We start from the raw sequence: 12,393 nt of genomic DNA on the forward strand, positions 1-12,393 counted from the left end.
GGCCCATCTCGACTGAGCTGCGCCTGCGTCCGCAGCCGCTCGATTGAGCTGCGACTGCCTGCGCGCCTCAGTCGCGCGCTCGTCGGCGCAACCCGAGCCCCGCCAGCGCGAGCATCAACAAGCTGGCCGTCGGGCCAGTTCGCAGGCCAGATCGCGGCGCCACGCTGCACGCGCCCTCGCCGTCCTGGCCGTAGCCCGGCGGCAGCGCCTGCCCGGACTCGAGGCCCGATTCGAAGCCGCCGGTGTCCAGTCCGCTGTCCCCCGCGCTGGCGCTCGCGCTGCCCCCACCCTCGGTCGGCGTGCTGCTGTTGCTGTCGCTGCCTCCGGTGCCGCTCGGATCGGTCGTCGCCGTCGGATCGGTCGTCGCCGTCGGATCGGTCGTCGCCGTCGGATCGGGGTTGTCATTGCCGCCCACCGTGAAGTGCACCTCGGTGCTCTTCGTGACGTTCTGCGAGGTATCGGTGGCGACGGCCCAGACCGTGTAATCACCGGCTGGCACGCCATTGAGGGGCTGATCGTACGGGGCGGACGGGTCGACCTTGATCGACATGCCGTCGAGGAAGAACTCGACGCTCGCCACCCCGACGTTGTCGTTGGCCTCCGCCAGCAGACTGAACTTCGGCAGGGCCGGGAACATCTGTCCCTCGGTGGGAAAGGTGATCGCCACGGTGGGTGGCGTCGGGTCGGGCTCGGCCAGGCCGAACAGCCACACCGCCTCGGCGTGCGAGTTCTGTCCGTTACCGCCGCAGAACATGCTGTGCTGACCGTTGCAGAGGATGCCGCCGCCACCACCATCCAGCGCGAGGCACTTGTCGAGGAACGCCGGATCGCCGCCCGCGTTGTACGGGTTCATGATGTCGTTCGGCTCCGAGACGTGCTCCATCCCGTACGCGTGCGCGATCTCCTGGCTCATCGTCGTCGCCTGCGTCGCCGCCGGGAACTGGTCGTTCGCGTCGTGGTAGGCGAACACGATGTTGCGCCCCTGTTGATCGTTACAGTCGAGCGGGGCGATGCCCAGCACGCCCCCGCCGAACGGGTTGGTCGGCGTATTGACGCACATCGTATAGTTGCCGGAATTGGGCCGAGCGTCGGTGATCACCACCTTGTACTTCGCCCAGTCGGCCTTCACCGCCTGCATGCTGGCCGCCCGCTTGGCCCCCTGACCGTAGGGCTGGTACGCCATCGCGAAGTCGGGGAACTGGCTGATGTTCTGCGACGAGTCGTCCTCCTGCCCCGTGAACTTGATCGTGACGCCGTCATAGTTGAGATAGAAGACGTTGCTCATCGCGCTCGCCGGCACCTCGTCGGGCAGCTTGCTCGTCAGCAGCCCCGGCGGCACCGGCCGCGGGTCGGCCCGCACGCCGTAGGGCACCAGCTGCTGGCTCGCCTCCGAAGCCGGGGCGGCCCAGGCCACCTGTCCGAAGAGCCAGGTACCCAGAGCCAGGTACAGCGGAGCAACAAGATCCTTGCGTTGCATGAGCATCGAAGCGCACCTCCCGGAAGGTCCGGTCAGTTTCAACCTAGACAAATTGTCGCAGGCACCACAAGCACAAAGTGGACACCCCTACGATTCCCGTGATGCACCACACGCACATCACGCGCCATGAAAGCCACTGCGAACGCTTGGTGCCTTGCGACCCCAAGCCGACGACGAGGCCGCATCAACCTGCGCTCACCGTGATACAAACCCCGGCACCGTGGCGCGCGAGGTCCTCATCATCGGCGGCGGCGTCGCGGGCCTGAGCACCGCGGTCATCCTGCTGGAGGCGGGCTACGACGTTCTGGTGGCCGCACGCGAGCTCGGCGAAGGAACCACCTCCGCGGTCGCGGCGGCGTTCTGGTACCCCTACCGCGCCTATCCCGAGGACCAGATCACCCGCCTCGCCGCCGTCAGCCTGCGCAGGTTCAGCACCCTCCTCGATGATCCCCTCGCGGGCGTGCTCCAACGCGACGCGCTCGAGATCTACCCCGAGGCCGTGGCCGCGCCGGCCTGGGCGAGCGCCGCCACCGACTTCCGCGACGCCGAGCCGGAGCTGCTCCCGCCCGGCTACGGCTTCGGCCACCGCTTCCGCACCGTCGTCATCGAGACCCCGATCTACCTCCCCTGGCTCGCCGACCGCGTGCGCGCCCTCGGCGGACGGATCGCCCTGCGATCGATCGCCAGCCTCGACGCCGCCCTCCGCGAGCGCCCCGTCGTGATCAACTGCGCCGGCCTCGGCGCCCGCACCCTGCTCGACGACCCGCTCCTTCACCCCGTCCGCGGCCAGGTCGTGCGCGTCGAGAACCCCGGCCTCACCCGCGTGTGGATCGACGAGCACAGCGGCCCCAACATCACGTACATCGTCCCGCGCAGCCGCGACGTGGTCCTCGGCGGCAGCTCGCAGGACCATCAGGAGGACACCAGCCCCGACCCCGAGCTCGCCCGCGAGATCGTGCTCCGCTGCGCCGCCCTCGAGCCGGCCCTCGCATCCGCCCGAGTCCTCTCGATCGCCGTCGGCCTCCGCCCCGCCCGCTCCCCGCTGCGCCTCACCAGCGAGCCGCGCCCCGGCGGCCTCGTCGTCCACAACTACGGCCACGGCGGCGCCGGCGTCACCCTCTCGTGGGGCAGCGCCGAGGCCGTCCGCGACCTCCTGCATACCAGCGTGCCCGCATGACCATCCCCCGCTCGCTGTCCCACCTGCGCCAGCTCGAGGCCGAGAGCATCCACATCATCCGCGAGGTCGTCGCCGAGTTCGAACGCCCCGTGCTCCTGTTCTCCGGCGGCAAGGACTCCGCCTGCATGCTGCACGTCGCGCGCAAGGCCTTCTACCCCGCGCGCCCCCCGTTCCCGCTGCTCCACATCAACACCACCTGGGACTTCCGCGACCTCCTCGACTACCGCGACCGCTTCTGCCGCGAGCACGGCCTCGAGCTCGTCGTCTACACCAACGAGCGCGCGCTCGCCGAGGGCATGAACCCCTTCGACTTCCCGACCCCGCAGTACAGCGCCGCGATGCAGACCCAGGCGCTGGTCCAGGCGCTCAAGGCCGGGGGCCACGACGCCGCCTTCGGCGGGGCCCGCCGCGACGAGGAGAAGGCCCGCGCCAAGGAGCGCGTGTACTCGTTCCGCAACAAGCAGATGCAGTGGGACCCGAAGAACCAGAGGCCCGAGCTGTGGAACCTCTACAACGGCAAGGTCAACCCCGGCGAGAGCATCCGCGTGTTCCCGCTGAGCAACTGGACCGAGCTCGACGTGTGGCTGTACATCCACCGCGAGCAGATCCCGCTGACCCCGCTCTACTTCGCCAGCCCGCGGCGATCGATCATCCGCGACGGCGCCCTCATCGTCGTCGACGACGATCGCATGCCGCTGCGCCCCGGCGAGACCCCCGTGCTGCGCACCGTCCGCTTCCGCACCCTCGGCTGCTACCCGCTCACCGGCGCCATCGAGAGCCCCGCCGCCACCGTCCCCGCGATCATCGAGGAGATGCTGGTCGCCACCCACTCCGAGCGCCAGGGCCGACTCATCGACCACGACGAGGCCGGCAGCATGGAGCAGAAGAAGAAGGAGGGCTACTTCTGATGCCCACCGACAGCGCTACTCCAGGGGGCCCAGGCGGCCCAGGCGGCCCGATCCCCTCGGCGGCCTCGACATCGAGCGCTACCTCGAGCGCCACCAGCAGAAGGAGCTGCTGCGCCTGCTCACCTGCGGCAGCGTCGACGACGGCAAGAGCACCCTCATCGGCCGCCTGCTCCACGACACCCGCCAGATCTACGAGGACCAGCTGGCCGCCCTCCAGCGCGACTCGGTCAAGCAAGGCACCACCGGCGGCGGCGTCGACCTCGCCCTCCTCACCGACGGCCTGCGCGCCGAGCGAGAGCAGGGCATCACCATCGACGTCGCCTACCGCTACTTCAGCACCGAGCGCCGCAAGTTCATCATCGCCGACTGCCCCGGCCACGAGCAGTACACCCGCAACATGGCCACCGGGGCCAGCAACTGCCACCTGGCGATCATCCTGATCGACGCCCGCCACGGCGTCATGCCGCAGACCCGCCGCCACAGCTTCATCTGCGCCCTCCTCGGCATCAAGCACCTGGTCGTGGCGATCAACAAGATGGACCTCGTCGCGTTCCGCCAGGACGTGTTCGACCAGATCCGCCGCGACTACAGCGACTTCATCGCCAGGCTCGAGATCCCCGACCTGCGCTTCGTCCCGATGTCCGCCCTCACCGGCGAGAACGTCGTCCGCCCGGCGCCGAACATGCCCTGGTACCCCGGCCCGCCGCTCCTGACCCAGCTCGAGACCGTCGCCATCGCCGGCGACGAGGACCAGGGCGAGCTCCGCTTCCCGGTCCAGCTGGTCTCGCGCCCGAGCCACGACTTCCGCGGCTTCGCCGGCACCATCGCCTCCGGCGAGCTGCACCGCGGCGACGAGGTGATGCTCCTGCCCTCGCGCGCGCGCACCCGCGTCGAGCGCATCGTCAGCTTCGACGGCGACCGCGAGCACGCCCACGCGCCCATGGCCGTGACCCTCACCCTCGCCGACGAGGTCGACGTCAGCCGCGGCGACATGATCGTCCACCCGCACAGCCTCCCGCAGCAGTCCGACGAGGTCGATGCCACCGTCGTGTGGATGGCCGAGCGCCCGCTGGTGCCCGGCCGCAGCTACCTGCTCAAACAGACCACCCGGGTCGTCCCCGCCGAGCTCGCCGCGCTGCACCACAAGATCGACGTGAACACCCTCGAGCAGCGCCCCGCCGACAGCCTGGCGATGAACGAGGTCGGCCGCGTCACCCTCGCCCTCCACCGACCGATCTTCCACGACCCCTACACCCGCAACCGCAGCACCGGCGCCTTCATCCTCATCGACCGCAGCAGCAACGGCACCGTCGGCGCCGGCATGCTCCTGGCCCGCGAGGACGCCTGGAGCGCCCCCGGCGTCGACGAGGGCCCGCGCGACCCCGGCAGCCAGATCCCGCAGGCCGAACGCGAGGCCCGCCTCGGCCAGCGCGGACTCACCGTCCTGCTCACTGGCCTCCCAGGCGCCGGCAAGTCCACCCTCGCCTACGCGCTCGAACGCCGCCTGTTCGACGCCGGCCGCGCCGTCACCGTCCTCCACGGCCAGGCGATGCGCCAGAGCCTCTCGCGCGACCTCGGCTACTCCGCCGACGACCGCAGCGAGAACCTCCGCCGCAGCGCCGAGGTCGCCCGCCTCTTCAACCAGATCGGCGTCGTGTGCATCTGCGCCTTCGTGGCCCCACACGCCGCCGTCCGCGAGCGCGTGCGCCAGCTGATCGGCGCCGACCGCCTGCTGGAGGTCCACCTCTCCGCCCCCCTCGCCGTCTGCCGCGCGCGCGACCAGACCGGCATGTACGCCCGCGCCGAGCGCGGCGAGCTCAAGGCCTTCCCCGGCGTCAGCGCCCCCTACGAGCCCCCGATCCGCGCCGACCTCGTGCTCCCCAGCGACCTCCTCGGCCCCGACGAGTGCGTCGAGCGAGTGCTCGCCCTCCTGCGCGAGCGCGGCGTCGCCTGAGCCCGGCCCCGGTGGCTTGGGCATCCCTCGCGCGAGGGCTATCCTCGCCGCATGCCGTTTCGCAGCGACGCCGACCCTGGCCCGGACCTGTTCGTCCCGCCCGACCCGCTCGAGCGCTTCCAGGCGCTCTACGCCGCCCTCGCCGCGAACAGCTCCTGGCTCACCGACAAGATCCCGCTGCGCCTCGCCGCCGCCTCGCTCATCACCAGCCCCGGCGACCCCGCCCTGCTCGTGTCGGCCACCCACCGCCGCGACGCCGAGCTGCGCGCCCGCCTCGGTTGGCTCACCGACATCGCGCCGGCCCTGCGCGTGCTCCTGGCCGCGCAGATGGTCAAGTACGGCGACGACGCCAACGCCTTCATCGACGAGGCCGAACGCGTGCGCGTGATGTTCCGCGCCGCCCATCTCCGCCGCGACACCGCCTACGAGGCCCTCGCCGTGCTCGTGCTGCGCCGCGTCCTCGCCGGCCGCCCGGTCGAACAGGCCGAGGTCCTGCGCCTGCGCGACATCTACGAGGCCATGAAGCGCCACCACTGGTTCCTCACCGGACCGGAGGACCTCCCGGTCTGCGCCATGCTGGTCACCCACCCCGGGACCCCCGGCGAGATCGGCGCCGGCACCGATGCCCTCTACCGGGCCCTCCACAAGCGGGCCGATCTGTGGCGCGGCGACTCGCTGCAGACCGCCGCCAACCTGCTCTACCTCACCGGCGTCGAGCCAGGCGTCATCGTCGAGCGCTACGCCACGATCCTCGCCGGCTTCCGCGAGACCGGCACCCGCATCGGCGAGGATGAGTACGACGAGCTGGCGATCCTCTGTTTTATCGCCTGGCCGGTCGAGAAGATCGTCGCCACCGTCAGCGAGTTCCGCGACCGCCTCAAGACGACCTTCGCCGGGCTGTCACGCACCGCCGCCCTGAACCTCGCCGCCAGCCTCGCCTTCACCCGCCTCCTCCCGGAGACCGAGGCCGGCCAGGCCGGCCCCGCCCTCGCCCGGCTCGCCGACGCCAAGCTGCTGCTCGACATGCAGGCGATCGTGGCCGCCCGCGCCTCCACCACCGCCTGACGCTCACCGGCAATACCCGTCCGGCGCCGGCTCCGGGTCCCCCGCGAGTCCGTACACAAAGCGATGAAACAACCAGCGCACCGTCGGCGCCGCCAGCGAACAAACGAGGTGCTGCTCCAACTCCTCCGTCGTCATCTGGCCCAGCGCGTGTGCCTCGTAGAAGTCGCGCATGCCGTCGCGCAGCGGCTGCACACCGACCTCCGCCGCGACCGCCGCGAATAACAACTTCCCGTCGTCGTAGGCCGCGAGCGGCGTCGTGCGCCCCCAGGGATTGCCGTCGTGCAGGCGCACCACCGGATCGTCGATGCCGAGCGCCACCACCGGGAACATCGGATCGCCGGTGTTGTACTCGTCCCACGCCTCGTCGATCCACCCGTCGCGCGCGTGCATCGGCCGGGCCCCGCGCCCGTACCAGCTGTGGAACAGCTCGTGCGGCAGCGCGAACACAGCCGCGGTCGTCCCCCCGTCGTACTCCATCCCCTTGTTGATCGCGACATACGCCGTGAAGCGAGGATATGCATAGTCCCCGGTCGACATGCTGAAGCTCTGAAACGCGTCCGCCAGCAGCGCGTGCAGCTGCGCCGAGCTCTCCGGCGTCGCGAGCGTGCGGTGCAGCTCGACCGCGATCGCCGGCGCGTCCCCGGCCATCAGCATCTGGCTGCTCGACTCGACCCGACTCGCCGGGACCACCACCAGCATCGTCGACTGCGCCGTCGAGTACGCCGGAAAATCGATCGCCCAGCGGTCCGGCCCCAGCTCGCTGATCTCCCCATTGCTGATCACCCGCTGCTCCGCCGGCGCCCCCACGATCTCGAGCGTCAGCGCGATCGGATGCCGGTCGTGGATGAGGTTCGCCGGCAGCCACTGCTCGAGGAACATGCGCGGCGCCAGGTCGCTGAAGCCGAAGTCCCAGGTCACCCCGTCGACGGCGAAGTCGGGCGGCGCCGCGGCGAAGCCCGCCAGCTTGGTCACCGGGTAGCGCAGCTCGAGCGTGTGCTCCGTGCAGGCCGGCAGCTCGACCCCCAGCACCCGCATCTCCGCCCCCGGCCCGCCCCCGAGGTCGCGCTCCGGCATCGCCTCGGCATCGATCGCCTCCCCGTCGAGGATCGCCTCCGTCACCGTCCCCTGCCGAAGATCAAAGATCGGCCGCCCCGCCTCGGCGATCGCGAAGCGCAGGCGCGCGTAGGCCTCGGTCGTCTGCGCCGCGACGTCGAGGCGAAATTCCCCGCGCAGCTCGAGCACGTCGATCGGCACCGCCAGCGCCCCGTCGACCATCACCGGCAGCGGCGCGACCAGCAGATCGCCGGCCCGACAATCGTCGGCCTCGCCCGTGCTCGCCGTGCCCGTGCTCCCCTCCACCTCGCCGGTGCTCGCCCCGCCCGACGTTCCAGACGTGCTCGCCTCGTCCCCCGTCGTCGGCGCCGCCTCCGAGCTCCCACCCGCGCCCGAGCTCGAGCCCGGGCCAGACCCATCTCCATCACCCGCCCCGCCGCCCTCGCAGGCGACCAGCGCGAGCCCCAGACACCACGCGCGGCGCTCACTCGATGACGAGCGGCACCTCTTTCCACAGCATCTGAAAGTTGGCCAGTGACTTCTGCTGCCACGCCGTCGCCTTCGAGCCGACCAGCTTCAGCTGCGGCTTCCCGGCCTTGCGCGCCCCGACCACGAACAGGCTGAGCGCCGTGATCCCCGAGCTGTTGAGGAACTTGAGCTCCTTGAAGTCCAGCACCAGCGGCTGCTCCCCGACCTGCGCCGCGGCGGCGTGCAGCAGCTTGGCGACGTTGTCGTAGGCCTTCACGTTGGCCAGGCGCAGCGCCCCGCTGAAATAGACGGTCGCGGTCTCCGGGGAGAAACGCACCACGGCTTCGGTCTCGCGGACTTCCATGCTCTACACCCCTTCCAAGGTCTGAAACGCGCGGACCGTGACGGTCGGGCGGCCCTGCTCGTCCTCGCTGAAGCGAACCCCGACGCGGACCGCGTGGTCCTTGCGGAGCACCAGCAGCCCGATGCCCGAGCGCTGGGCCGCGGCGGCGTTCTCGATCTTGGCCTCGAGGATCTGCAGGTACACCGCGTCGAGATCGGCGCGCTCCTGCATCGCCCGCAGATACTCCTCGAAGCGCTGGGCGAAGGCCGGCGTCGTCCCGTTCTCCACCTCGAGCATGAGCACCCGGCTAAAGTGCTTGATGCGCACGTTGATCTGCGCCTCGCGCTTGCGCGAGAACTTGGCCGCGTTCTCGATCAGCTCCTGAAACACCGTCGAGATCGCGGTGTCGATCGAGCTCATCGCGTCGCGATGGTCGCCCGAGTACACCGTGGAGATGTAGCCGGCCACGAAGTCCGAGAGCAGCCCGCAGCGCTGCCAGTGCGCCGTCAGCTCGCTGGGCGACAGCGTGAGCGCGAGCTGGGCCTCGGGCACCAGCACGTCGGGGACGAAGTCGAAATCGCCGTAGATCTTGTTGCTCATGACAGCCTCTACGCGGTCCTCCGGACCAGGACCAGGGTGATGTCGTCGTGGACGATGCCGCCGGCGATCCAGCGGTAGATGTCCGCGAAGACGCCGCGCACGATCTCGTCGCAGGGCAAGCTGCGCCGGCTCGCCACCGACTCCTTCAGGCGCCCGGTCCCGAACTCGGCCTTCGCCGGGCTCTCGGCCTCGGTCACGCCGTCGGTGTAGAGCACCATCAGGTCGCCCAGCGCCAGCGTGAAGCGGCTCTCGACCATCATGTCGTCGACCTCCGGCAGCAGCCCGACGTTGATGCCGAGCGGCAGCGTGTCGATCTCCTCGACCTCGCCGCTGACGCGGACGATGATCACGCTCTCGTGCTGCCCCGCCACCCGCACCTCGCCGTCGTGGTAGCGCAGCAGCGCCAGGGTCAGGTTGCGGGCGTCGCCCATCCGCTCCGAGACGTTCTTGTAGATCACCGAGTTGACCCGCACCAGCGAGGGCACCAGGTCGCCCGCGGTCTGCTCGAGCGCGGTGCGCAGCGCCGCCTGGGCCATCAGCATCACCACCCCTGACGCCAGACCATGGTCGGTCACGTCGCCGATCACCAGACAGGTCGACCCGTCCGGCCCCTCGAGCACGTCGTAGATGTCGCCGCCGATCTCCGACGCCGGCACCATGTGCGCCGCGATCTCGAGGCCCGCGTGGCGCTGCAGCTCCGCCCCGCGCGGCAGGATCATCGCCTGCAGCCGCTGCGCGACGTCCAGCTCCAGGCCCATGCGCAGGTTCTCCTGCGCCAGCCGCTGCTTCTCGCGCGCCGCGATCTGGATCTTCTGCACCGCCACCGGCATCGCCGCCGTGACCCGACCGATCAGGCCCGCCTCGAAGTACGTCGCCGCCAGCGTCAGTCCGGTGTACACGAGCGAGATGATGGCGAACAGCGCCAGCGGCAGCGGCGTCAGGCCCTCGGCCGTCGCCGCCGCCTCGCGGGCCTGCGCCGCCGCCGGGGCCAGCCCGTGCATCGCCGCCAGCTCGCTGCGGGTCATCAGCACGTACTCGAACTCCACGCCCCGCGTCTGCACCGCGAACACGAAGCTGGCGATCGTCACCGCGAACCACGCGATCGCGGCGCCGCGACCGATGATGATCCCCGTGAGGAACACGGTGAGGATGCTGAGCGTCTGGTCGAACAGCACGCTGGTCGCCGTGTTCGGGTTCAGGTGCACGAACACCAGGCAGGCCAGCTGGATCAGCCCGATCGAGACCCAGCGCGTCAGGCGATCGAGGCGCGGCCGCTCGCGGTGCTCGCCGCGCAGCACCCACAGGTTGTAGGCCGCCGATCCCAGGTTCACCGCGATGATCAGCGGCAGCACCACGTTGTCGCGGGCCGGCGCCGGCAGGTGGCCCTGCGTCGCCAGCTGGATCACCACGTGCAGCAGCACCACCGACCCGACGATCAAGTTGATCGAGATCAAGATCTTGCGCTTGATGTTCTTCGACGGCTCCTCGAGGATCTCCGTCGCCTCCTCGAGCGCATCGCGGCCGCCGATCGTCAGGCCGCGCTGCGAGGCGCCGCGCTCCCCGGAGAGCTGAAGGTCGCTGCTGGTGTCGATCGGTGTCATCGCCCGGGCTCACCTCGCAGCGCGGGTCGACGGCGGCTTTTGAAACACCTGGGTCTCCACGTCGAGGCTGATCTCGCAGTCGCTGCCGAGGTAGAGCTCCTGCGCGACCTGGAAGGCCTCGTCGATCTCCTCGCGGTGACCCATGAACGACAGCATGCCCCACATGCCCATGCGCCCGAGCCGGACCTCATTCGGCGCGAAGCTCGGCTCGACCCCGCCGGTGTTGCGCACCGTCGTCCGGTAGTGACACACCGGCGTAAATCCGAACTCCGCGGCCCGCCGCGGCAAACTGGCCAGCACCGTGCGGTCGCCCTCGTGGTGCCGGTGGTGCGCCTCGACCATCGCCCGGATCTCGTCCGGCCCGGTGAAGGTCGTGTCGTTCACGTCGACCACGTAGAGCAGCCCGCCCGGCTTCAAGATCCGCCGCAGCTCGAGCAGCGCGAGGTCCGGGTTGCGCAGGTGGATGAACACGAAATTCGCGGTGACGACGTCGTAGGCCTCGTCGGGCTCGCCGGTCGCGTAGGCGCTGCCCTCCGTGAACTCGAGGTCCGGGTAGGCGAAGCGGGCGTACGCGATCAGCTGCGGCGAGGGCTCGACCCCCTTCACGCGGTAGCCCGCGAGCGCCGGCTCCTTGGCGATCAGCGCCAGGTACACGCCGGTGCCCGTGCCGACGTCGAGCAAGGTCCGCCCACCGGCCGCGCCCACTGCGTCCGGCGCGTCTACCGTGGGGGCCGTGTCTGTCGTGTGTGGCGCGTCCGACCGCGGGAACGGCGTCGCCGCCAGGCGCGGCCGCTGCTCCGCGAACAGCAGCCGGTTCTGCGCCGCCAGGCGCGGCAGCTCGTCGGCCAGCGACAGCGGCGTCGCGTACAGGTTCTCGGCCGCCAGCCGGGCCCGCGGGAACAGCTCGCCCCGCCCCTCGTCGGCCAGGAAGCGCACCAGCGAGGGCACCAGCACCGGACAGCGCCGCAGGGCGCTCTCCGCCATCTCGCGCGCCTTCAGGTACAGCGCGCGCAGCTTGGCCTCGCCCTCCAGCTGCATCACGACCATCGCCTCGCCGTCGTGCATCACCTCGGCGTGGAACTCGGCGTTGAACAGGCGGCTGTAGTGCGCCTGCAGGTTGCGGTGCACGTCGCGCAGCACGATGAACAGCCGGCCCGGCCGCAGGCTCTCGTAGACGTAGCGCAGCAGCCCCGCGACCAGCACCTCGGTGATGCCGTGTCCGCGATGGCTGCGGAGCTCGAGCCGCTTGCCGAACTGCACCGTCAGCCCGTCGATCGGCGCCAGCCCCCACTCGGCCAGCTCGGGCTCCCCTGGCGCCCCTCCCGAGAAGATCCACAGCGACACGCAGGCCACCAGCTCGCCGTCGACCGCCGCCGCCAGGTGCAGCCCCTTCGGGTCGCGCGGGTGGGTCACGATGTCGGCAGCGATGCCCTGCTCCTCGACATAGACCTTGCGTCGCAGCTCGAGGATCGCCTCGCTGGCGTCCTCCCAACGCAGCCACCGCACCTCGATCCCCGGCGTTCGGTCCGTCAACCTTGTCTGCCTCTCGTTCACGCTGGACTGATGTCGCTGGCCGGCCCAGCCGCGCAGCGGAGCCCCCGCACGCGTGGGCGAGACACTAGCAAGCGGCGCAAACGAGTGTCAACGCGGCCTCCCCGGCGACTCGCCGCGCGCGTGGCTCACAGCGCCGCGATCACGGCCCGGCCAGCGCGCTTTTGACCGGCCCTGCGAGCCCGCGCGAGCGTCG

Annotated in this window: 10 protein-coding genes; 4 read left to right on the top strand and 6 right to left on the bottom strand. The window is 70.7% G+C overall.

Features of this window, described 5'->3' with window-relative positions; translation table 11 throughout:
* Positions 1-67 precede the first annotated feature (67 nt).
* Positions 68-1,483 carry an Ig-like domain-containing protein gene (locus IPJ59_RS12275; protein WP_293271727.1) on the bottom strand — a complete coding sequence of 472 codons (1,416 nt, stop codon included), beginning with the start codon at positions 1,481-1,483 and terminating at the stop codon, positions 68-70.
* A gap of 214 nt (positions 1,484-1,697) precedes the next feature.
* Here IPJ59_RS12275 and IPJ59_RS12280 point away from each other — a divergent pair, with 214 nt between their 5' ends.
* The 4 genes from IPJ59_RS12280 to IPJ59_RS12295 all read left to right on the top strand — a co-directional run bounded on the left by IPJ59_RS12280 (position 1,698) and on the right by IPJ59_RS12295 (position 6,581).
* Positions 1,698-2,654, top strand: a complete 957-nt coding sequence (locus tag IPJ59_RS12280) for an FAD-dependent oxidoreductase (RefSeq protein WP_293255667.1) — start codon at positions 1,698-1,700, stop codon at positions 2,652-2,654.
* Positions 2,651-3,562, top strand: coding sequence for a sulfate adenylyltransferase subunit CysD (cysD, locus tag IPJ59_RS12285; protein WP_293271729.1), 912 nt, complete (start codon positions 2,651-2,653; stop codon positions 3,560-3,562). Before IPJ59_RS12280 ends, cysD begins: the two co-directional genes overlap by 4 nt.
* Positions 3,563-3,632: 70 nt before the next feature.
* Complete coding sequence (cysN, locus tag IPJ59_RS12290) at positions 3,633-5,516, top strand: sulfate adenylyltransferase subunit CysN (protein ID WP_293271946.1); 1,884 nt, start codon at positions 3,633-3,635, stop codon at positions 5,514-5,516.
* 51 nt (positions 5,517-5,567) lie between these two features.
* Positions 5,568-6,581: a DUF4003 family protein gene (locus IPJ59_RS12295; RefSeq protein WP_293271731.1), complete on the top strand. Its 1,014-nt coding sequence runs from the start codon at positions 5,568-5,570 to the stop codon at positions 6,579-6,581.
* A gap of 3 nt (positions 6,582-6,584) precedes the next feature.
* Here the strand turns inward: IPJ59_RS12295 and IPJ59_RS12300 are convergent, their stop codons facing one another.
* From IPJ59_RS12300 to IPJ59_RS12320, 5 genes are all read right to left on the bottom strand, one after another.
* Complete coding sequence (locus tag IPJ59_RS12300) at positions 6,585-7,940, bottom strand: M1 aminopeptidase family protein (RefSeq protein WP_293271733.1); 1,356 nt, start codon at positions 7,938-7,940, stop codon at positions 6,585-6,587.
* 178 nt (positions 7,941-8,118) lie between these two features.
* Complete coding sequence (locus IPJ59_RS12305; protein ID WP_293271735.1) at positions 8,119-8,466, bottom strand: slr1659 superfamily regulator; 348 nt, start codon at positions 8,464-8,466, stop codon at positions 8,119-8,121.
* A gap of 3 nt (positions 8,467-8,469) precedes the next feature.
* Positions 8,470-9,045 carry a slr1658 superfamily regulator gene (locus IPJ59_RS12310; protein WP_293255647.1) on the bottom strand — a complete coding sequence of 192 codons (576 nt, stop codon included), beginning with the start codon at positions 9,043-9,045 and terminating at the stop codon, positions 8,470-8,472.
* A gap of 8 nt (positions 9,046-9,053) precedes the next feature.
* A complete protein-coding gene (locus tag IPJ59_RS12315; RefSeq protein WP_293255644.1) occupies positions 9,054-10,646 on the bottom strand; it encodes a PP2C family protein-serine/threonine phosphatase in 1,593 nt (530 codons plus the stop codon).
* Between the two features lie 9 nt (positions 10,647-10,655).
* Positions 10,656-12,179, bottom strand: a complete 1,524-nt coding sequence (locus tag IPJ59_RS12320) for a class I SAM-dependent methyltransferase (RefSeq protein ID WP_293255641.1) — start codon at positions 12,177-12,179, stop codon at positions 10,656-10,658.
* Between the last annotated feature and the right edge of the window lie 214 nt (positions 12,180-12,393).

This window comes from Nannocystis sp. (assembly GCF_016714285.1).
Taxonomy (GTDB): Bacteria; Myxococcota_A; Polyangia; order Nannocystales; family Nannocystaceae; genus Nannocystis.

Coding starts and splice junctions, on each gene's coding strand:
- IPJ59_RS12275 (WP_293271727.1), bottom strand. CDS start 1,483: ATGCTCATGCAACGCAAGGATCTTGTTGCTCCGCTGTACCTGGCTCTG.
- cysD (WP_293271729.1), top strand. CDS start 2,651: ATGACCATCCCCCGCTCGCTGTCCCACCTGCGCCAGCTCGAGGCCGAG.
- IPJ59_RS12295 (WP_293271731.1), top strand. CDS start 5,568: ATGCCGTTTCGCAGCGACGCCGACCCTGGCCCGGACCTGTTCGTCCCG.
- IPJ59_RS12305 (WP_293271735.1), bottom strand. CDS start 8,466: ATGGAAGTCCGCGAGACCGAAGCCGTGGTGCGTTTCTCCCCGGAGACC.
- IPJ59_RS12310 (WP_293255647.1), bottom strand. CDS start 9,045: ATGAGCAACAAGATCTACGGCGATTTCGACTTCGTCCCCGACGTGCTG.
- IPJ59_RS12315 (WP_293255644.1), bottom strand. CDS start 10,646: ATGACACCGATCGACACCAGCAGCGACCTTCAGCTCTCCGGGGAGCGC.